16 protein-coding genes, 1 tRNA gene and 1 riboswitch are annotated in these 19,448 nt (G+C 70.9%); of the genes, 8 read left to right on the top strand and 9 right to left on the bottom strand.

Going from position 1 to position 19,448, the window contains the following annotated elements; all coding sequences use genetic code 11:
- The 3 genes from IMZ11_RS39390 to glgA all read right to left on the bottom strand — a co-directional run.
- Positions 1 to 1,474, bottom strand: a 1,474-nt coding sequence (locus tag IMZ11_RS39390; RefSeq protein ID WP_228648126.1) for a glycosyltransferase family 39 protein, incomplete at its 3' end; no start/stop codon positions are given.
- A 171-nt stretch (positions 1,475 to 1,645) separates the two neighbouring features.
- Positions 1,646 to 2,356: a peptidoglycan editing factor PgeF gene (pgeF, locus tag IMZ11_RS39385; protein WP_228648124.1), complete on the bottom strand. Its 711-nt coding sequence runs from the start codon at positions 2,354 to 2,356 to the stop codon at positions 1,646 to 1,648.
- 46 nt (positions 2,357 to 2,402) lie between these two features.
- The gene (gene glgA / locus IMZ11_RS39380) at positions 2,403 to 3,590 is read right to left on the bottom strand and encodes a glycogen synthase (protein ID WP_228648122.1); all 1,188 of its coding nucleotides are present in this window, start codon (positions 3,588 to 3,590) and stop codon (positions 2,403 to 2,405) included.
- 17 nt (positions 3,591 to 3,607) lie between these two features.
- On the opposite strand from glgA, the gene glgC reads away from it, so the two are divergent.
- Positions 3,608 to 4,936, top strand: a complete 1,329-nt coding sequence (gene glgC, locus IMZ11_RS39375) for a glucose-1-phosphate adenylyltransferase (RefSeq protein WP_308066903.1) — start codon at positions 3,608 to 3,610, stop codon at positions 4,934 to 4,936.
- Here glgC and IMZ11_RS39370 read toward each other — a convergent pair.
- Positions 4,923 to 5,513: a hypothetical protein gene (locus IMZ11_RS39370; RefSeq protein ID WP_228648117.1), complete on the bottom strand. Its 591-nt coding sequence runs from the start codon at positions 5,511 to 5,513 to the stop codon at positions 4,923 to 4,925. The genes glgC and IMZ11_RS39370 overlap by 14 nt on opposite strands.
- A 248-nt stretch (positions 5,514 to 5,761) precedes the next feature.
- Between IMZ11_RS39370 and IMZ11_RS39365 the strand changes: the two genes are divergently transcribed.
- The 3 genes from IMZ11_RS39365 to IMZ11_RS39355 all read left to right on the top strand — a co-directional run bounded on the left by IMZ11_RS39365 (position 5,762) and on the right by IMZ11_RS39355 (position 9,361).
- A complete protein-coding gene (locus tag IMZ11_RS39365) occupies positions 5,762 to 7,060 on the top strand; it encodes a DUF5685 family protein (RefSeq protein WP_228648115.1) in 1,299 nt (432 codons plus the stop codon).
- Between the two features lie 80 nt (positions 7,061 to 7,140).
- Entirely contained in the window at positions 7,141 to 7,779 is a 639-nt protein-coding gene (locus tag IMZ11_RS39360) for a hypothetical protein (RefSeq protein WP_228648113.1), read from the top strand.
- Positions 7,780 to 7,795: 16 nt separating this feature from the next.
- Complete coding sequence (locus tag IMZ11_RS39355; protein WP_228648111.1) at positions 7,796 to 9,361, top strand: hypothetical protein; 1,566 nt, start codon at positions 7,796 to 7,798, stop codon at positions 9,359 to 9,361.
- Positions 9,362 to 9,401: 40 nt separating this feature from the next.
- Here IMZ11_RS39355 and IMZ11_RS39350 read toward each other — a convergent pair whose 3' ends face one another.
- The 3 genes from IMZ11_RS39350 to IMZ11_RS39340 all read right to left on the bottom strand — a co-directional run bounded on the left by IMZ11_RS39350 (position 9,402) and on the right by IMZ11_RS39340 (position 14,183).
- Positions 9,402 to 10,397 carry a ribonucleotide-diphosphate reductase subunit beta gene (locus IMZ11_RS39350; protein WP_228648128.1) on the bottom strand — a complete coding sequence of 332 codons (996 nt, stop codon included), beginning with the start codon at positions 10,395 to 10,397 and terminating at the stop codon, positions 9,402 to 9,404.
- Positions 10,398 to 10,462: 65 nt separating this feature from the next.
- Positions 10,463 to 12,775 (bottom strand): ribonucleoside-diphosphate reductase subunit alpha, encoded by a 2,313-nt coding sequence (locus tag IMZ11_RS39345; protein WP_228648109.1) that lies wholly within the window; start codon positions 12,773 to 12,775, stop codon positions 10,463 to 10,465.
- 146 nt (positions 12,776 to 12,921) lie between these two features.
- Positions 12,922 to 13,157, bottom strand: a riboswitch (cobalamin riboswitch).
- Positions 13,158 to 13,256: 99 nt separating this feature from the next.
- On the bottom strand, positions 13,257 to 14,183 hold the full coding sequence (locus tag IMZ11_RS39340) for a tripartite tricarboxylate transporter substrate binding protein (protein ID WP_228648107.1): 927 nt from the start codon (positions 14,181 to 14,183) through the stop codon (positions 13,257 to 13,259).
- A gap of 391 nt (positions 14,184 to 14,574) precedes the next feature.
- Here IMZ11_RS39340 and IMZ11_RS39335 point away from each other — a divergent pair, with 391 nt between their 5' ends.
- From IMZ11_RS39335 to fmdA, 3 genes are all read left to right on the top strand, one after another.
- Positions 14,575 to 14,895 (top strand): zinc ribbon domain-containing protein, encoded by a 321-nt coding sequence (locus IMZ11_RS39335; RefSeq protein WP_228648105.1) that lies wholly within the window; start codon positions 14,575 to 14,577, stop codon positions 14,893 to 14,895.
- Positions 14,896 to 15,039: 144 nt separating this feature from the next.
- Entirely contained in the window at positions 15,040 to 15,378 is a 339-nt protein-coding gene (locus IMZ11_RS39330; RefSeq protein ID WP_228648103.1) for an AmiS/UreI family transporter, read from the top strand.
- A 30-nt stretch (positions 15,379 to 15,408) separates the two neighbouring features.
- Positions 15,409 to 16,662 carry a formamidase gene (gene fmdA, locus IMZ11_RS39325; protein ID WP_228648100.1) on the top strand — a complete coding sequence of 418 codons (1,254 nt, stop codon included), beginning with the start codon at positions 15,409 to 15,411 and terminating at the stop codon, positions 16,660 to 16,662.
- A gap of 116 nt (positions 16,663 to 16,778) precedes the next feature.
- Here fmdA and glmS read toward each other — a convergent pair whose 3' ends face one another.
- Positions 16,779 to 18,596, bottom strand: coding sequence for a glutamine--fructose-6-phosphate transaminase (isomerizing) (gene glmS, locus IMZ11_RS39320; RefSeq protein ID WP_228648098.1), 1,818 nt, complete (start codon positions 18,594 to 18,596; stop codon positions 16,779 to 16,781).
- Between the two features lie 8 nt (positions 18,597 to 18,604).
- A complete protein-coding gene (locus IMZ11_RS39315; protein ID WP_061256996.1) occupies positions 18,605 to 18,880 on the bottom strand; it encodes a hypothetical protein in 276 nt (91 codons plus the stop codon).
- A 385-nt stretch (positions 18,881 to 19,265) separates the two neighbouring features.
- On the opposite strand from IMZ11_RS39315, the gene IMZ11_RS39310 reads away from it, so the two are divergent.
- Positions 19,266 to 19,337 (top strand) — tRNA-Gly (locus tag IMZ11_RS39310).
- Positions 19,338 to 19,448: the final 111 nt, after the last annotated feature.

The raw sequence follows: 19,448 nt of genomic DNA, 5'->3' as shown, positions 1-19,448 counted from the left end.
CGAGGCGAGGACCGCCAGGGCGGCGGCCGGTACGGCGAGGCGGACACGCCGGGCGACCGTCCACCGCGTACGCCGCGGGACCGGCGAGCGAGGCGAGGACCGCCAGGGCGGCGGCCGGTACGGCGAGGCGGACACGCCGGGCGACCGGCCACCGCCCGGCGTGGCGGACGACGAGCAGGGCCGCCGCTCCGGCGATCCCCACGACCAGGACCACGCCCCGCAGCCACGGCAGGAACTCGGCCGACCGGCCGAGCAGCGTGTACGCCCACACGGAGGTCCCCGCGACGGCCGCGGCGAGCGCCGCCGAGGCGGGGACGCCGGGCCGCCGCCACAGGACGTGGCATCCCATGCCGGTCAGCGCGCCGATCGCCGGAGCCAGCGCCACGGTGTAGTACGCGTGGAAGATCCCCTGCATGTGGCTGAAGATCACGATGGTGACCACCAGCCAGCTCCCCCACAGCAGGAACGCGGCGCGTACCGGGTTCGTGCGCGGCGCGCGGCGGGTGATCCACAGCCCGGCGGCGAGGAGGAGCAGAGCGGCAGGGAGCAGCCAGGCGACCTGCCCGCCGATCTCGGCGCCGAACATCCGGCCCCATCCGGAGTCCTGGTTGAGGTTGCCCAGGCCGCCGACCTCGTCTCCGGTGATCCGGCCGAGCCCGTTGTAGCCGAGGGCGAGCTCCATGACGCTGTTGTTCTGCGAGCCGCCGGCGTACGGCCGGGCGTCCTCGGGCACCAGCGCGACGGCGGCCACCCACCATCCGGCGCTGACCACCATCGCCACCCCGGCGAGCGCGAGCTGCCCGATCCGGCGCCTGAGCGGGACCGGCGCGGTCACGAGGTAGGTGAGCGCGAAGCCCGGGACGACCAGGAACGCCTGGAGCATCTTGGCCAGGAACGCCCATCCGATGAGCGACCCGGCGAGCACCAGCCACCGGGTGCTCCCCCGCTCCTGCGCCCGGAGCATCCCGTACGCGGAGAGGGTCAGCAGCAGCACCAGCAGGGCGTCGGGGTTGTTGAAGCGGAACATGAGCGCGGCGACCGGGGTGAGCGCGAACACCGCCCCGGCGAGCAGCCCCGCGGCCGGATGGAACCGGCGCCGGACCGTCGCGTAGAGCACCCCGGTCGTGGCCACGCCCATCAGGGCCTGGGGCACGAGAATGCTCCACGAGCTGAGGCCGAAGATCCGGACCGACAGCGTCATCGGCCAGAGGGAGGCGGGCGTCTTGTCGACGGTGATGAAGTTCGCGGCGTCGGACGAGCCGAAGAAGAACGCCTTCCAGCTCTGGCTTCCCGCCTGTACGGCGGCCGAGTAGAAGGCGTTCGCCCAGCCGGAGGCGCCGAGCCCCCAGAGGTACAGCAGCGCGGTGGCCGCGAGCAGCGCCAGCAGTGCGGGGCGCGCCCACGGCGGGTCGCCGCGGTCGCCCCCGACCGGGCGGGCGGTGTGGTCCCCGGCGATGGCCGGCACAGCTGTCATGATCGTCCCTCGCTCGCGGAAGAGTTCCGGGCCCGACGCTAGGAGCCGTCTCTCCGCACTCCGTGAACGACGGATGAGAAGTTCCTGAGCGGCCCGAGGCTCCCGAGCGGCCCGGACGGTGCCGACGGTGCCGACGGTGCGGGGGACGGCCACCCGCCGGACCCGGGAGAACTAGCCGTTCAGCCAGACGTATCCGGCGAACCGGCCGGTGTGGCGGTCTCGCCGATAGGAGTAGAGATCCGGCGTCTCGATCGTGCAGCGGCCGTCGTGCCTGATGTCGGCCACCCCCGCCCGGGCGAGCTGCGCGGCGATGCCCGCGCGGATGTCGAGGGCGGGCGTCCCCTGGCGGGTCGTGGACCACGTCTCCGGGACCCGCGCGGCGACCCGTTCCCGCAGCTCGGCGGGCACCTCGTAGCAGAGGCCGCAGGCGGCGGGCCCGATCGCCGCGACCATCCTGGCCGGGTCGGCGCCGCGCGCCGCCATGGCGTCGACGAGGGCGCGGACCACGCCCGCTTCGGTCCCCGGGCGGCCGGAGTGCGCACCTCCGACGATGCCTGCCACGGGGTCGGCGACCAGGACGGGGGCGCAGTCGGCGACCAGGACCGCGATCCCGAGGCCCGGCAGGTCGGTGAGCACCGCGTCCAGGGCGGGCGGGTCGTCACCGAACGGGGCCGTGACGTAGGCGACGTCCGCGCCGTGGACCTGGCGCATGAACACGACCCGGTCCAGGCCGAACTCCGCCGCGGTCGCGGCCCGGTTCACCGCGACGGCCGCGGGGTCGTCACCCACCGCGCCGCCGAGGTTGCGGGTGCCGTACGGCTCGGCGCTGACGCCGCCGTGCCGGTCGGTGAAGGCCATCCGGACCCGGTCGATCGCAATCATCGGATCAGCGTAGTCCCCGGTGACGGACCACCGCGCGGCCGCCGGCTCACGCCCCGGTGCCCGCCAGATCGGCGTACAGCCGGTGGGTCCGCTCGGCGATGCGCCGCCAGGAGAAGTGCTCCACGGCCCTGCGCCGGCCGGCCGCGCCCATCGCGGCGGCGAGGTCCCGGTCGGCGAGCAGCGCGCCGACCCGCTCGGCGATGGCGGAGGCGAACACCTCCGGCTCGTACGGCTCGCCGTCCGCGCCCTGGTCGATCGGGACGAGCAGGCCGGTGACGCCGTCATCCACGACCTCGGGGATCCCGCCCGTCGCGGTCGCCACGACGGCGGTCTCGCAGGCCATCGCCTCCAGGTTGACGATGCCCATCGGCTCGTAGACCGAGGGGCACACGAAGACGGCGGCGTGTGTGAGGATCTGGATCACCTCGGGCCTGGGCAGCATCTCGGAGATCCAGATGACGCCCTTCCTGGCCCGGCCGAGCTCGGCGACCAGGCCCGCGACCTCGGCGGCGATCTCGGGGGTGTCCGGCGCGCCGGCGCACAGCACGATCTGGGCGGCCGGGTCGAGGGACCGCGCCGCGTGCAGGAGGTGGACCAGGCCCTTCTGCCGGGTGATCCGCCCGACGAAGACGACGTACGGCCGGCTGGGGTCGATGCCATGCCTGACCAGCGCCTCGGTTCCGTGGGACGGCGCGTATTCGACGGTGTCGATGCCGTTGTGAATGACGTGCACCCGATCAGGCGATATTTCGGGATACGCGGTGAGCACGTCCCTGCGCATGCCCTCGGACACGGCGATGACCGCGTCGGCCGAGGCCAGTGCGGTCCGCTCGGCCCAGGACGACAGCGCGTACCCGCCGCCGAGCTGCTCGGCCTTCCACGGCCGGAGCGGCTCCAGGCTGTGCGTGGTCACGACGTGCGGCGTGCCGTACAACGTCTTGGCGACCTGCCCGGCGAAGTTGGCGTACCAGGTGTGGCTGTGCACCACGTCCGCGCCCTCGCAGCCGGCGGCCATCTCCAAATCGACCCCGAGCACCTGGAGCGCCGCGTTGGCGGCCTCCAGCCCACCCGGCACCCGGTAGGCGTGCACGCCGGCCTCGTCGCGCCGAGCACCGAAGCACCGGACCCGGACGTCGGCGAGCCTGCGCAGTTCGCCGGCGAGGTACTCGACATGGACTCCGGCACCGCCGTACACCTCGGGCGGATACTCGCGGCTGAGCAGATCGACACGCATGGCAGGAGCTTAGAACCATCTCGCTCCGTTTCCGCTGCATCGGATTCGGCGTTGGTTTCGAGTTTCTAGTCAGGAATCGTGGTGTTTTACACTGGCTTTGGCGGGTTAGGGTCCTGGCTATGAAGGTCCTCGCGATCGTGCTCGCCGGCGGTGAAGGAAAGCGACTGATGCCGCTGACCGCGGACCGCGCCAAGCCCGCCGTCCCGTTCGGGGGGATATACCGGCTGGTCGACTTCGTGTTGTCGAACCTGGCCAACAGCCACTACCTGCAGATCGTCGTGCTCACGCAGTACAAGAACCACAGCCTCGACCGGCACATCTCGCGGACCTGGCGGCTGTCGGCGATGCTCGGCAACTACGTGACGCCCGTGCCCGCCCAGCAGCGGCTCGGGCCGCGCTGGTTCGCCGGGTCGGCGGACGCGCTGTTCCAGAACCTCAACCTGATCTACGACGAGCTGCCGGACCACTGCATCGTCTTCGGCGCGGACCACATCTACCGCATGGACCCCCGGCAGATGGTCGAGCAGCACATCGACTCGGGCGCCGACGTGACGGTCGCGGCGATCCGCCAGCCGCTGGAGTTGGCCGACCAGTTCGGCGTCATCGAGACGGATCCCACCGGCCGGCGCATGGCCGCGTTCCGCGAGAAGCCGAAGGACGCCGTGGGCCTGCCCGACGCGCCGGACCAGATCTACGCTTCCATGGGCAACTACGTCTTCAAGACCCAGGCGCTGATCGAGGCGCTGCGTGAGGACGCGCTCGACCCGTCCAGCCGGCACGACCTCGGCGGCGACATCATCCCGATGTTCGTCAAGTCGGGCGGCGCCGAGGTGTACGACTTCGCCGACAACGTCGTCCCCGGCTCCACCGAGCGGGACCGGGGCTACTGGCGGGACGTGGGGACGCTGGACGCCTACTACGAGGCGCACATGGACCTCATCTCGGTGCATCCGGTGTTCAACCTGTACAACAGCCGGTGGCCGATCTACACCGGGCACGACCCGCTGCCCCCGGCGAAGTTCGTGCACAACCAGGGCGAGCGGGTCGGCCGCGCCCTCGACTCGCTGGTGTCACCGGGCGTCATCGTCTCCGGCGGCACTGCGGTCCGTTCGATCCTCTCCCCCGGCGTCGTGCTCCACTCGCACTCGCTGGTCGAGGACTCGGTGCTGATGGGCTCGGTCAAGATCGGCCGGGGCGCGATCGTACGGCGGGCGATCATCGACAAGAACGTGGTCGTCCCCGACGGCGCCAGGATCGGCTTCGACCTCGACTACGACCGGCAGCGGTTCGCGGTGACCCGCGGCGGGATCGTGGTGATCGGGAAGAACGAGATCATCGACCGTTGATCCGCCACATGGGCTCCACGACGCTCCACTGCGCCTCCCACACGCGCGTGGCACGCCGCTGGTTGACCGTACGGGTGACCAGGACGAGCAGGGCCAGCAGGGCGGTGGCACCGATGGGCAGGCCGAATCCCACGGTCATGGCGGACACGACGGTCGTCTCCCTGTCCTGAGGCCGGCGGGCGGGCGCGCCGCGGTCGTCGGTCCAGATCTGGACGACGTCGCCGGTGTGCTTCCCCGGCGGCGCCTCGACGACACCCGTCCAGTGGACGCCGTTGCCGGCCGTCCACTCGGCCCGGGCGCGGCCGACCGCGATTCCGGACGGGGACAACCCGCGCGCCGGAACGTCCTGGAGCAGCGTCGCGCGGGTCAGGTGCCGCGAGTGCGCCTGGGCGGCCTCCGTACGCAGGCCGTCACCGTACGCCCGGACACCCGACAGGATTCCGAACACGACGGCGACCGCCACGCCCACGACGGCGATCAACCTCATGATCGCCTCGATCCGGTCACACCGGCGGCGCAGCGGATTCCGATCGAGTCCCAGCCATCGAGCGAGCCGGGCGAATGGTTTCTGCGACATCTCACACCTCACAGGGTCATTACCGCTGCGAGTCCCGTTTATGCCTATTTTGCTCTTCAAAATAATGAGGGGGAATGCCTTTTCCGGAAAGGCTTGACACCATTGGGCAATTCACCGCATCCCGCGTCGCCCGGGAGCCGCCGTGGACCAGCGTCTCCGACATACCTCATCTGATGCCATAATCACCGCGAAACACGGTGAGCCGGGCATCGCGCACGGCGGAGACCGTCAGGAGAGAAGGGGCTTTCGTGTTCGGGATCCTTCGGCCGTGTGCCCGCCACTCGTGCCCGCGACTGCACCGGGCGTGGCGGGCTCATCTGTGCGGGTTGTGCCTGACCCTGCGGGACCGGCACGGGCAGCTCGCCAGGGCCGCGACGAACTACGACGGGCTGGTGCTCTCCGTCCTGACCGAGGCGCAGCGCCCCGAGTCCACGACCCGCCGGGTGGCGGGGCCGTGCCCGCTGCGGGGCTTCCGGCGGGCCGAGGTGATCTCCTCCCAGTCGGAGGGCGCCCGGCTCGCCGCCGCCACCTCCCTCGCGCTCGCGTCCGGCAAGATCCGGGACCACGCGGCCGACGGAGACGGCGCGGCGGGCCGCCGCGTCTCCGGAGCCCCGCTCCGCCTGGTGGCCGGCTCGTGGACGGCCGCGGCGGGCCGCGGGGCCGGCTCGATCGGATTCGACACGTCGGTGCTCGACTCGGTTCCCGAACGCCAGGCCGAGCTGGAGGGAACCCCCGGCCTGTCCCTGCTCGACCTCACCGAGCCGACGGAGACCGCCGTCGCGGCGGCATTCGCGCACACCGCCGTACTGGCGCGGGCACCGCACAACGCCGGGGCCCTCCGGGAGGCGGGCCGGTTCTTCGGGCGGATCGCGCACCTGCTGGACGCGGTCGAGGACCTGGAGGAGGACCTGGCCCGCGGGGCGTACAACCCGCTGGTCGCGACCGGAACGCCGCTCTCCGAGGCCCGGCGGCTCTGCGACGACGCGCTGCACGGGCTGCGCCTGGCCGTGGCGGATCTCGACCTGGAGGAGCGGCACCTCGCCGAGGCGCTCCTGCTGGACGAGGTACGGCGCGCTATCGCCCGCACCTTCGGCCACCGGACGGCCCCGGCCTCGGTGTCGGCGCCGAACCCCCTGCTCGCCGCGCTGGCAGGCATCCTCACGTTCTTCACCTGCGGCCTCTATCGTCCGCCGTGGAGCCGCCTGCGCAACGAGTCCTGGGACAACCGTTGCTACGCCGACAACTGCGACGGTTGCTGCGACTGTGCGAACTGCTGCCGGTGTTGCGGCTCCGGGCACAGCTCCGGGCACAGCTCCGGGCACAGCTCCGGCGGCGGAGCCGACAGTGGGTCCGGTGGCGGGTCCGCCGGCGACTTCGGCGGCGGGGAGATGACCGCGGACGGCGGCGACTTCGGTGGCGGGGCCGGCGGCGACTTCGGCGGCGGCGATATGAGCGCGGACGTGGGTGCCGACGTCGGCGCGGACGGCGGGTGCTGCGACAGCTGCTGTTGTGACTGCGACTGCGACTGCGGGTGCGGCTGCGACTGAGGGCTTGACCGGGTAGGCGTGCCGTTGGAACGGTGGTGTTCCCGACAACGTGATCCCGTCAGGGCCCAGGAGGCAGTCCCGTGCGCCGATATGCCATCGCCTCCGCCCTCTGCGTCGCCCTCTGCGTCACCGGCGCCACGGGCTGCGGCGGCGCGGAGAGCGACGAGTCCGCGAGCGCGGTTCCGGACGGTTTCCGGCGGATCGGCGGCACCCCCAACGGCCTGCTCGTCGCCGTACCCGAAAGCTGGGCCTCGATGGACCTGGCGGCGGGCGACGCGGAACGGATGATCGAGGACAGCGGGCTGTCCGGGCCGGCGCTGGAGCAGGCGCGCGGCAGCCTCAAGGGGCTGGCGGCGAACAAGGCGGTGTACGCGACCGACCCGGCGTCGGCGGAGAAGTCGCCGAACCGTTTCGCCACCAACCTCAACGGCTTCTGCCAGCCGAGCGTGGGCGCCACCGCGCAGGCACTGATCGACGTCGCGAAGTCCCAGCTCACCGAGCTCCACGCGGAGGTCTCGGAGGCGGCCGAGGTGCCGCTGGGGGGCGCCCAGGCAGTCCGGATCAGGTACGTGTTGCCGTTGCGGGGCGTGAAGGTGCGTGGCACGCAGTACTACGTGCCCTCCGGCAGGGGCACGACGTGCATCGTCACCCTCACCACCGACCTCGACGGCAAGGACGCCCTGTTCGAACAGATCGCCGGGACGATCCGGGCGATCTAGAGGTACAGTCCGTCGAGTGGGAAGATCACGGCCTTTCTGGCGGCTCAATCCGGCGGAGCGGAAGCTGTGGGACGCCTATCCCTCGGGGGCCTGGGTGGACCTGCGCGAGAGCGAGAGGGACGATCCCGCGCACGGCGCCTCGTGGGGGCGCGAGCGCGTCGTCCGCGCCCAGGTGATCGCCGCGTTGCTGCTCGGGATGCGCGAGGGCCGGCCGGGCGAGGTACCGGGCATCCGGCTCGCCGGGGCCAGGATCGTGGGCGACCTCAACCTGTCCGACGCCGTCTTCACCTCGAAGCTCCACCTGCTGAACTGCTACATCCCGGGCGCGGTCTCGCTCAACGACGCGCGCACCAGGGGCGTCCGTTTCCGCGGGTGCGACATCCACAGGTTCAAGGCCGGTCGGGCGGTGATCGACGGCCTGTTCGATCTCGACGGGTCCACGATCAGAGCCGGGGTGCGCCTGGACAACACCCACGTCACCGGGCAGTTCCGGCTGTCCCGCGCGACGATCGGCACCCCCGAGGGCGCCTCGCGCGGCTCGGAGAGCTACCTCACCGACGCGCGGGCGCCGTACACCCCGGAGGAGATGGAGGCGCGGGGGTTCACACGGAGCCACACGGCACTGTGGGCGGGGGGTCTCACCGTGGACGGCGGGGCGTTCCTGCGCGGTATGCGCAGCACGGGGACGCTGCGCCTGATCGGCGCCCGTTTCAACAGCGGGATCTACCTGCAGCGGTCCGTCATCGCGACCGGCGGAGCGTACGCCGTGCACGCCGACCATCTCCAGGCCACCACGGGCGAGTTCAGCGACGGCTTCACCGCGGAGGGCACCGTACGGCTGCGCGGCGCGCGGTTCTCGGGGGTGCTCTCCTTCGACCGGGCGAAGCTGACGGCGCCGGAGCGCGTGCTCCATCTGAGCCACATGCAGGTCGACGAGCTCATCCTCACACCGGCCTCGATCGAGGGCGAGATCAACCTCGGCTATTCGCGGATCGGCGTGCTGCTCGACCGGCCCGACTGCTATCCGGGGAACGTCCACCTCAACGAGACGACGTACGAGTCGCTGCGCGGGCCGGCCCGGCTCTCCGACCGGCTGGCCTGGCTGCGGCGCGACCCCGACGGGTACCGGCCGCAGCCGTATGAGCAGCTCGCCTCCTACTGCCGGCGAATCGGGCACGAATCCGAGGCGCGGAGGGTGCTGCTGGCCAAGCAGCGCAGCAGGCGGCGGACGCTCAGGCTTCCGGGAACGATCTGGGGCTGGCTGCTCGACGTCATGGTCGGGTACGGCTACCGCCCCTGGCTGGCGGGGGTGTGGGCGGGCCTGCTGCTCGCCCTGGGCACGGCGGTGTTCTCCGCGCACCACCCGTCGCAGATCGGCCTGGACGAGCGGCGCAGCTTCAACCCTCTTCTCTACACGCTCGACCTGCTGGTGCCGGTGAGCCTGTTCGACCAGCGGGGCGCGTGGGAGCCGGTCGGCTGGACGCAGTGGCTCGCCGGCGGCCTGATCGCCGCCGGCTGGATCCTGGCCACCGCCCTGATCGCCGGCGGCACCCGCGTACTCAGGCCGTCCGGGCCGTCCTGACCGCCCGCGCCCGGACGCCCGTTCCTCGCCGCCCCGTGGGTCAGAACGCCTCGTCCAGGCTGACGTCGCCCTCCACCGCCACCTGGTAGGCCGAGACCCTCCGCTCGAAGAAGTTGGCCAGCTCCTGCACGTCCTGGAGCTCCATGAAGGCGAACGGATTGGCGGTGCCGTACCGGAGGGGCAGGTCGAGCCGGGCCAGCCGCCGGTCGGCCACGTACTCCAGGTACTGGCGCATGCTGTCGGCGCTCATCCCGCGCAGGCCGTCACCGCACAGGTCGTAGGCGAAGGCGAGCTCGGCCGCGACCGCCTCCTCGATCATGCGGGTGACCTGGGCGCCGAGCTCGTCGTCGAAGAGGTCGGGCTCCTCGGCCCTGACCGTGTCCACGACGCTGAAGGCGAACTCCATGTGCATGGACTCGTCGCGGAACACCCAGTTCGTCCCGGTAGCCAGCCCGCCGAGCAGGCCGCGGGAGCGCAGCCAGTAGACGTAGGCGAACGCGCCGTAGAAGAACAGTCCCTCGATGCAGGCGGCGAAGCAGATCAGGTTGAGCAGGAACCTGCGCCTGTCGTCCTTGGTCTCCAGCCGGGTCAGACCGTTGATGGAGTCGATCCACCGGAAGCAGAACTCGGCCTTGTCGCGAATCGAGGGGATGTGCTCGACGGCGGCGAACGCCTTGGCCCGCTCGTCCGGGTCGGGCAGGTAGGTGTCAAGGAGCGTGAGGTAGAACTGCACGTGCACGGCCTCCTCGAACAGCTGCCTGCTGAGGTAGAGCCGCGCCTCCGGCGCGTTGATGTGCTGGTACAGGTTGAGCACGAGGTTGTTGGCCACGATGGAGTCCCCCGTGGCGAAGAACGCGACGAGCCGGTTGATCAGGTGTCGCTCCCCCGCGTCCAGCTTGACCAGGTCGGCGAGGTCGGAATGGAGGTCCACCTCCTCCACCGTCCACGTGTTCCTGATCGCCGCGCGGTACCTCTCGTAGAAGTCGGGGTAGCGCATCGGCCTGAGGGTCAGGTCCATCCCGGGGTCGAGCAACATCGTGATCACGCTTTCTGGCGTTGGTACGGCTGGGGGCGGCTGCGGTGCGGGCGCGTGCGGGGCGGCTACTGGCACGCGTCGCAGATCTCGGGGTTCTCCAGGGAGCACGCCACGGCCTCCGGATCCGGTACGGCCGGCGCCCCGGTGCCGCGCGCGGCGGGCACGCTGGGCACGGTGGACACGGTGGTCTGGCTGATCCTGGTCGCGGGGCGGGACCGCAGGTAGTAGGTGGTCTTCAGGCCGGCCCGCCAGGCGTACGCGTACATCGACGAGAGCTTGCCGATCGTCGGCGTCGCCATGAAGAGGTTGAGCGACTGCGCCTGGTCGATGTACGGCTGGCGCGCGGCGGCGAGGTCGATGAGCGCCTTCTGGGGCAGCTCCCAGGCCGTCCGGTAGAGCGTGCGCAGCTCGCCGGGGATGCCGGGGACGTCCTGGATCGAGCCGTCGGCCCGCTTGATGGCGTCCCGCATCTCCTGGGTCCACAGCCCGAGGGCCTGGAGGTCGGCGACGAGATATCGGTTGACCTGGAGGAACTCACCCGACAGGGTCTCCCGCTTGAACACGTTGGAGACCTGGGGCTCGATGCACTCGTAGCATCCGGCGATCGACGCGATGGTGGCCGTCGGCGCGATCGCGATCATCAGCGAGTTCCGCAGCCCGGTCTCGGCGATCCTCGCGCGCAGGGCCGCCCATTCCCCGCTCCGGCCGTCGCTCCCGGACTCGCCGACCGCGCCGTCGGGATAGTGGTCGGGGTGCAGCACGCCGCGGGCGGCGCGGGTGTCGTCGTAGGCCGGGTGCCGTCCGCGCTCCACCGCGAGGCCTGCGGAGGTTCCGTACGCCGCGAGGGCGATCTCCTCGGCGATCCGGGTCGACAGGGCGAGCGCCTCCGGCGAGTCGAACGGCAGCCGCAGGGCGAAGAACACGTCCGCGAGGCCCATCACGCCGAGCCCGATGGGCCGCCATCTCCGGTTGGCCGCCTCGGCTTCGGGCGTCGGGTAGAACCCGAGGTCGATGGTCCGGTCCAGGAACCGTACGGCGGTGCGGACGGTGGCGCGGAGCCGGGCCCAGTCGACGCCGCCGGCCGGGTCGGCGGGGCGGGGGGCTCCGGTGCGGGGGGCGAGATGCGCGGCGAGGTTGATCGAGCCGAGGTTGCAGACGGCGGTCTCGGTGTCGCCGGTCACCTCGAGGATCTCCGTGCAGAGGTTGGAGAGGTGGATGACGTTCTGCGGGAGGGCCGTCTGGTTCGAGGTCCGGTTGGCGGCGTCCTTGAAGGTCATCCAGCCGTTGCCGGTCTGGGCGAGGGTGCGCATCATGCGGCCGTAGAGCGTGCGGGCCGGGATCCGCCGGACCTGGCGGCCTTCGTTCTCGGCGGCGCGGTACGCGGCGTCGAACGCCTCTCCCCACAGGTCGGTCAGCTCCGGGACCTCCTTCGGGTCGAACAGCGACCACATGGCGTCCGCCTCGACCCTGCGCATGAACTCGTCCGGCACCCAGTTGGCCAGGTTGAGGTTGTGCGTGCGGCGGGCGTCCTCGCCGGTGTTGTCGCGCAGTTCCAGGAACTCCTCGATGTCCGCGTGCCAGGTCTCCAGGTAGACGCACGCCGCGCCCTTGCGCCGCCCGCCCTGGTTGACCGCCGCGACGGAGGAGTCGAGGGTGCGCAGCCACGGCACGATCCCGTTGGAGTGCCCGTTGGTGCCCCTGATCAGCGAACCCCGGGCGCGGACCCTGGTCCAGGAGACGCCGATGCCGCCCGCGTATTTGGACAGCCTGGCGACCTGGCCGTAGCGCTCGTAGATGCTCTCCAGCTCGTCACGCGGCGAGTCGAGCAGGAAGCAGGAGGAGAGCTGCGGACGGCGTGCCCCCGAGTTGAACAACGTCGGAGAGCTCGGCAGGTAGGACAGCGTCGACATGAGCCGGTAGAGCTCGGCCGCCTCGGCGACCCCCGGGAGGCCCGACCGGTACGCCAGCCCGCACGCGACACGCAGGAAGAAGTGCTGCGGGCGCTCCAGGACCTTGCGGGTGACCGGGTGGCGCAGCAGGTAGCGGTCGTAGACCGTGCGCAGCCCGAAGTACTCGAACCGCTCGTCCGCCGTGTGATCGACGATCGCGTCCAGTTCGGCGGCGTGCCGCGCGACGAACGCGGCCAGTTCGTCGTGGACCAGGCCCTCCGCGTGGGTCGCGGCCACCGACTGGGAGAAGCCCGAGGAGCCGGAGGAGGCGGGTACGCCGTGCTCCGCCGCCTCGTCGGCGATCAGCGCGGCCAGCAGCCGGGCGGCGGCCTTCGAGTTCTCCGGATCGGTGACGACCCGCGCCGCCGCCTCCTCGATCGCCGCCCACCGGGCCTCGGCCCCCGATTCCGCGATCGTGGCCAGTGTCACGTGATCTCCCCTCCCGAGTCGGAACCCCGTCAGGGCCTCGGGAGGCGGGCGTACGCGTCGGAGCGGGCATGCTCGCGCCGTGGCCGGCGCGTCGCTCGTCGGCGGGCCCTCCCTCGAGGCCCGGACACAACGCGCGCGGACGTCCGGTCCGCGCACGCGTCGCCGGCAGGTCTTCGGACTCGCGGGCGTGGCGTCGCTCGGGCCGGGTTCGGCTCTCGCGCGCCGGACCTACTGGCCGTCGCTTCCCGGGCCGGTGGACGGCCCAGTGCTCGATCTGACGGCGGTCGTTCCCGCTCACCGCTGCGGGGCAGTCCCGGACTCGCACCGGGTTCCCTCTTGCCTCACCCCGGGCGTGGGGTGAACCAGCAACGTGGAGGATCCTACATGTAGTGCCGTCGGACGCAACCACCACAACAAATTGTGTCGATCCGTGGGTGTCGTGCCCGAGTGACGTCTCTCGGCGCGTTCGCGCGAGGGCGGTTCAGAGCAGTCCGAGATCTCCGAGCACCGCTTTGGTACGGCGCGTCTCGGTGCTCAGCCACTGGCGGAAGTCGTCGCCGTCCAGGTACATCGGCACCCAGCCGTTGGCGCGGCAGGCGTCCGCCCAACCGGGCAGGTCCGCGATGGCGCGGCACAGATCGAGCAACCGCTCCCGCCCCTGGTCGCCCAGCCGGCCGGGGCCGAGGAGCCCGGTCCAGTTGGCGTACTGCATGCGCACGCCGGACTCCATCAGGGTCGGCGCGTCCACGCCGTCCAGCCGCTCCCGCGACGAGACGGCCAGCGGCCGCACCCGTCCGGCTCGGATGTGGGCCGCGAGTTCCCGCCGGCCGCCGAGCCCGGCGACGGCCCTGCCGTCGAGCGTCGCGGCGAGCACGTGGGAGAGGTCGGGGTACGCCGCGTAGTTGAGCGAGCGGGCGTCGATCCCGAGCCCCTGCGCGGTCAGACCGTAGAGCACGTGGTCGGGGCCGCCGGAGTCCCGCCCGGCGAGCCGCAGCCGGGCCGGGTCGCGGGCCAGGGCCGCGGCCAGGTCGTCGAAGGTGCGGAACCCGGAATGCGGCCCGGTGACCATCACCACCCAATCGCCGGCGAACCGGGCGAGCGGGGAGGTCCCTTCGATGAGGCCGCCGGATCCCCTCGTCGCCGCGACGGCGACGAGGGTGGAACCGGTGACCATCAGGTCGTCGGAGTCCGCCCTGGCGGCGAACCCCAGGGCGCGTGCCCCGGTGTCCGCCGATCGGGTGCGGATCTCGACCTTCCCGGCCAGTCTCTGGCGCTCGATGAGGGTCTTCAGCTCCCTGGCGAACGGGCCACCCTGGACCCCCACCTGGGCGGGGACGACCAGGGAGATCGGGGGGCCGCCCCGGGGCCGGTCCGTTCCGCATCCGGCCGACAGAGGGAGCAGGCCCACCCCCAGTGCAAGAAACGCGCGGCGCCGCAAATCGGTACCCCTCCCCCGAGAGTCTCTTGTACCGTCAGAGTACGACCCATCACGGTTAGTGATGAAATGTCGGATCTTGCGGGGCCTTCGCAGGCGGCCGGGACCCGCCGCCTTCACCACCCCTTCAACACGAGAAGCGGAAAATCTCGCAAAGAAAAGCGCCCACGGATGGAAATGGACGGCATTCTCCGAGCCATATACACCTCCCGGCGATTCAACGATTATTGACCCCGGAGATTCCACCTGACAGCGCAGTGGACGATCAGCGGACTTATCTTGACAGATAACACTTTGTATGGGTTGTCTGGTCCTATATGGCCACGCTCGGGTGCGGGGCTGTCCGGCGGTTTCTGAGGTGCCTATGGCGATTTATGAATATCTCTGTCCGGACTGCGGGCCGTTCGACGTGTTCCTTCCGATGGGGACCGCGCCGGAGACCCGTGACTGCTCCGCCTGCGAGGGGCCCGCGCGCCGCCGCTTCTCCGGGCCCCACCTGCGCAGGGTGCATCCGGTGCTGGCCGCGAGCCTGGCCCGGGAGGAGCGCAGCCGGGAGGCGCCCGAGGTCGTCCCGGCGCCGGGCGGTACGTCCGGGAGCGCGCCGGGCGGCGTGCCACGAAGGCGGGCCTCGGGACGGCCCGCGCGACCGCCGCACCCGGCGCTGGCTCGTCTGCCCCGACCCTGACCCCGGCCCCGGCCCCGACCCTGGTCCTGATTCCGATCCGGTCCGGAGCCCGCCGCGAGCCGGCCGGAGGAGGCGCGTCCACGGACGCGTTCCTCCGTCACGGCGCCAGGAGGTGCGTCCCGATGGGAGATGTCGGACTTCTCTATGTCGGCTCTTCGTCGGCGCGGCGCCGTTCATTTCGCCTTCACCCATCTGTATGTGGGCCTCACCATTCTCGGAGGGTTCGACACCACGGGAACCGGGTATTTCTCACTGTTCGTGGCCATCACGGCGCTGGGCTATTCGTACGCGAACTTCCAGATACTCGGGAACCCGCCGTTCGGCGTCATCTGGCTCTCCTGGTCGGTCCCGTGGTTCTTCTTCCTGTCGCTCGGCCTGAAAAGCGAGCGCCTCACCAGGTACCCGGCATGGGTGGCGGCGATCGAGGGGTGGGTCCCGGGCCTTCGGCGTGGTCGTGTTCGCCGCGCCGTGGCCGCTCACTGATCCGGAGCCGATCCAGAAAGAGGACGTCTCATGCCGAAAGTCGTGTTCAGCATCGACCAGTCAAAATCCATGCGCGAGCAGGCCGTACCAGGGCACAACCGCTGGCACCCCGACATCCCCGCGGTCGCCACCGTCCGGCCCGGGGACGAGTTCCGCGTCGAATGCCGGGACTGGACCGACTGCCAGGTCGGCAACAACGACTCCGCCAACGACGTGCGGGACATCGACCTGACCCAGGTGCACATGCTGAGCGGGCCCTTCGCGGTCGAGGGGGCGGAGCCCGGCGACCTCCTGGTCGTCGACATCCTCGACATCGGCCCTATCCCGTACCCCGAGCGGACCGGCGACGTCCCGGGGCAGGGCTGGGGGTACACCGGCATCTTCGCGAAGGCGAACGGCGGCGGGTTCCTGACCGACTACTATCCCGACGCGTACAAGGCGATCTGGGACTTCCACGGCATCCAGGCGACGTCCCGGCACGTGCCCGGCGTCCGGTACACCGGGATCACCCATCCCGGTCTGTTCGCCACGGCGCCGTCGGCGGAGCTGCTCACGAGCTGGAACCGGCGGGAGAAGGCGCTCATCGACACCGACGCCGGCCGGGTCCCGCCGCTGGCCAACCCGCCGGAGCCGAACAACGCGGTCACCGGCACGGCGACCGGCGACCTCGTGGAGCGCATCGCCCGTGAGGGAGCCCGCACCGTCCCGCCGCGCGAGCACGGCGGCAACCAGGACATCAAGAACTTCACGCGGGGAGCGCGGGTCTTCTTCCCCGTCTACGTCACGGGCGCCAACTTCTCGCTCGGCGACCTGCACTTCAGCCAGGGCGACGGGGAGATCACCTTCTGCGGCGCGATCGAGATGGGCGGTTTCATCGACCTGCACGTCGATCTGATCAAGGATGGCATGGCGAAGTACGGGGTCACCACCAACCCGATCTTCATGCCGGGCAACGTCGAGCCGCGGTACTCCGAGTTCCTCTCCTTCGTCGGGATCTCGGTCGACCACGACACGGACACCAACCACTACCTCGACGCGACGGTCGCCTACCGCAGGGCGTGCCTGAACGCGATCGAGTACCTGAAGACGTGGGGCTACTCCGGCGAGCAGGCGTACCTGCTCCTCGGCTCGGCGCCCATCGAGGGACGGATCAGCGGGATCGTCGACATCCCCAACGCGTGCTGCACCCTCTACCTGCCGACCGAGATCTTCGACTTCGACGTGCGGCCGAACGCCGACGGGCCGGTGAGGAAGGACCGCGGGCGGTGCGCCGTGACGTCCTGACCCCGCCGGTGACCCGCCCGCTCGCCTGACACGTACGGCTCCCGCCCCGGGAAGACGGGAGCGGGAGCCGTAGGCGCGTGTTCAGGTGCCGGGCACGGGCCCCTACTCGACGGCGCCTACTCGACGGTGACGCTCTTGGCCAGGTTGCGCGGCCGGTCGACGTCCCGGCCGAGGGCGACGGCGGCGTGGTAGGCGAAGAGCTGGAGCGGGATCGTCAGCAGGATCGGGTCCAGCTCGGTCTCGTTCTTGGGCACCACGACGCAGTCGTCGGCCGCGTCCGCCGTACGGTGGCCGATCATCAGGATGCGGCCGCTGCGCGCCCGGATCTCGCCCAGCGTGGTCAGGTTCTTGTCGAGCAGCTCGTCGTCGGGGACGATCGCCACGGTCGGCAGTTCGTGGCTGATCAGGGCGAGCGGACCGTGCTTGAGCTCGCTCGCCGGATACGCCTCGGCGTGGACGTAGGAGATCTCCTTGAGCTTCTGCGCCCCCTCGCGCGCCACCGGGTAGCCCCGGACCCGGCCGACGAACATCATGCTGGGCGCCTGGGCGTACTTCTCGGCGAGCGTCTTGATGTGCTCGTCCAGCTTGAGGATCTGCTCGATCTGCTCGGGCAGCTTGCGCAGTCCCTCGCAGATCCGCCGGCCGTCCGCGGGGGAAAGGTCGCGCACCCGCGCCAGGTGCAGGGCGAGCAGCGCGAAGGACACGGCGGTCGAGGTGAACGCCTTCGTCGAGGCCACCGACACCTCGGGTCCCGCGTGGAGGTAGAGCCCGCCGTCGCACTCACGGGCGATCGCGCTGCCGACCGTGTTGACGATGCCCAGGACCCGGCCGCCCTTGCGCTTGAGCTCCTGGACGGCGGCGAGCGTGTCGTACGTCTCCCCCGACTGGCTGATCGCGACGTAGAGCGTGTCAGGCTCGACGACCGGGTTGCGGTACCGGAACTCGGAGGCGGGCTCGGCGTCGGCGGGGATGCGGGCCAGCTCCTCGATGAGCTGCGCCCCGATCTGCCCGGAGTAGTACGCGGAGCCACAGCCGATGATCTTGACGCGGCGGAACGACCGGGTCTCCCTGGCGTCCATGTTGAGGCCGCCGAGGTGAGCGATGTGGAAACGATCGTTGATGCGGCCGCGCAGCGTCCGGGCCACCGTGTCGGGCTGCTCCGAGATCTCCTTCAGCAGGTAGTGCTCGTAGCCGCCGTTGTCGTAGTGGCCGGTGTCCCAGTCGACCGTGAAGGGCTCCTTCGCGGTCTCCCTGGCGTCGCTGGTGAACGTGTGGAAGCCGTCGGCCCGCAGTACCGCCAGCTCGCCGTCCTCCAGGTGGACGACCTGCCGGGTGTAGCGGACCAGCGCGGCGACGTCGGAGGCGGCGAACATCTCCTTCTCGCCGATGCCGAGGACGATCGGGCTGCCGTTGCGCGCCACGACGATCTCGCCGGGGCGCTGCGCGTCGATGACGGCGATGCCGTACGTGCCGACGACGCTCTTCAGCGCGCGGCGGACGGCGTCGTCCAGGGAGTCGGTCTCCTTGACGGTCCGCGCGATCAGGTGGCAGAGGACCTCGGTGTCGGTCTCGCTCTCGAAGGTGACACCCTCGCCCTCCAGCCGCTGCCGCAGCGCGTCGGCGTTCTCGATGATCCCGTTGTGGACCACCGCGATCCGCTGCTCATGGTCCAGGTGCGGGTGCGCGTTGACGTCGCTCGGCACGCCGTGCGTGGCCCACCGCGTGTGCCCGATGCCGCAGGCGCCCTTGAACCGGGCGGGTACGGCCTCCGCCAGGTCGGCCACCCGGCCCTTGACCTTGCGCATCTTCAGCGACTTGCCGTTGACCACGGCGAGGCCCGCGGAGTCGTATCCGCGGTATTCCAGTCGCTGGAGTCCTTCGAGCAGGATGGGGGCCGCGTCCTTTGGCCCAACATAAGCGACGATTCCGCACATATCCGCTCCTATCCGTAGACGATCCGGCGCAGCTGGCGTAGAGACAGCTCCGGTGCCGCGACGCGCCTTCCCGAGAGCTCTGCCGAGATCCTCGGGAAGATCTTGTCGTTGGAGAACCCCTTCGACTTGAGCTCGCCGTGGCGGCGCCGCACGTAGTCGTCGACGGGCTCACCGAAGTAGATGAGCACGTCGGCGACCACACGCGCCGCTTCTCCGGGACCGAGCGCGGTCGTCCGGGTCAGGTGAGCGATGAGGTCCTCATGGGGATGCCGTTGCGTCGACACAGAGCAGGACCTTACGGACGGCGAATGTGGAACACCAAGTTTCGTGCCCGAAATCGGGCAGGATCAGTATCTCAGAGCCCCTCGAGATCGTCGCGTGCGGGTTCTCGGCCGCCGTCGCGGTCCGCCAGCGGAGCAGCGCCGCCCCTGGCGTACACCCTCGATCATCAGGTCGCGATGCGCCCGGAACGTCCGCCGGGCGGGTGATCGTGACACTCGCGAGGCGGCGCAGGCCGTACGCCCGCGCCGGGGGGCGAAGGCGCGGATTCCACCGGCCGAGAAAACGGACACGGTTCCCGATCCGACGCGGCCCGCGCTCGTCGTTGCACGGGCAGGGGCCGGAAGGCGATAGAGTCTTCCGCGTGGCCGGGAGTTCTCCCGGAAGCACGCGGAAGTGGCTCAGTGGTAGAGCATCACCTTGCCAAGGTGAGGGTCGCGGGTTCGAATCCCGTCTTCCGCTCGGGTTCGTCGGCGGGCACCTCGTGTGCTGACGACGTACGATCCTGGTGGAGTGGCCGAGAGGCGAGGCAGCGGCCTGCAAAGCCGCGTACACGGGTTCAAATCCCGTCTC

The sequence above is a fragment of the Microtetraspora sp. AC03309 genome (assembly GCF_020826795.1).
Lineage (GTDB): Bacteria > Actinomycetota > Actinomycetes > Streptosporangiales > Streptosporangiaceae > Microtetraspora > Microtetraspora glauca.
This window is presented reverse-complemented; position numbering and strand designations above follow the sequence as displayed.

What these genes read in the sequence shown, in the direction of transcription:
- pgeF (WP_228648124.1), bottom strand. Translation starts at nt 2,356, where the DNA reads ATGATTGCGATCGACCGGGTCCGGATGGCCTTCACCGACCGGCACGGC.
- glgA (WP_228648122.1), bottom strand. Translation starts at nt 3,590, where the DNA reads ATGCGTGTCGATCTGCTCAGCCGCGAGTATCCGCCCGAGGTGTACGGC.
- IMZ11_RS39370 (WP_228648117.1), bottom strand. Translation starts at nt 5,513, where the DNA reads ATGTCGCAGAAACCATTCGCCCGGCTCGCTCGATGGCTGGGACTCGAT.
- IMZ11_RS39350 (WP_228648128.1), bottom strand. Translation starts at nt 10,397, where the DNA reads ATGTTGCTCGACCCCGGGATGGACCTGACCCTCAGGCCGATGCGCTAC.
- IMZ11_RS39335 (WP_228648105.1), top strand. Translation starts at nt 14,575, where the DNA reads ATGGCGATTTATGAATATCTCTGTCCGGACTGCGGGCCGTTCGACGTG.
- IMZ11_RS39330 (WP_228648103.1), top strand. Translation starts at nt 15,040, where the DNA reads ATGTCGGCTCTTCGTCGGCGCGGCGCCGTTCATTTCGCCTTCACCCAT.
- fmdA (WP_228648100.1), top strand. Translation starts at nt 15,409, where the DNA reads ATGCCGAAAGTCGTGTTCAGCATCGACCAGTCAAAATCCATGCGCGAG.
- glmS (WP_228648098.1), bottom strand. Translation starts at nt 18,596, where the DNA reads ATGTGCGGAATCGTCGCTTATGTTGGGCCAAAGGACGCGGCCCCCATC.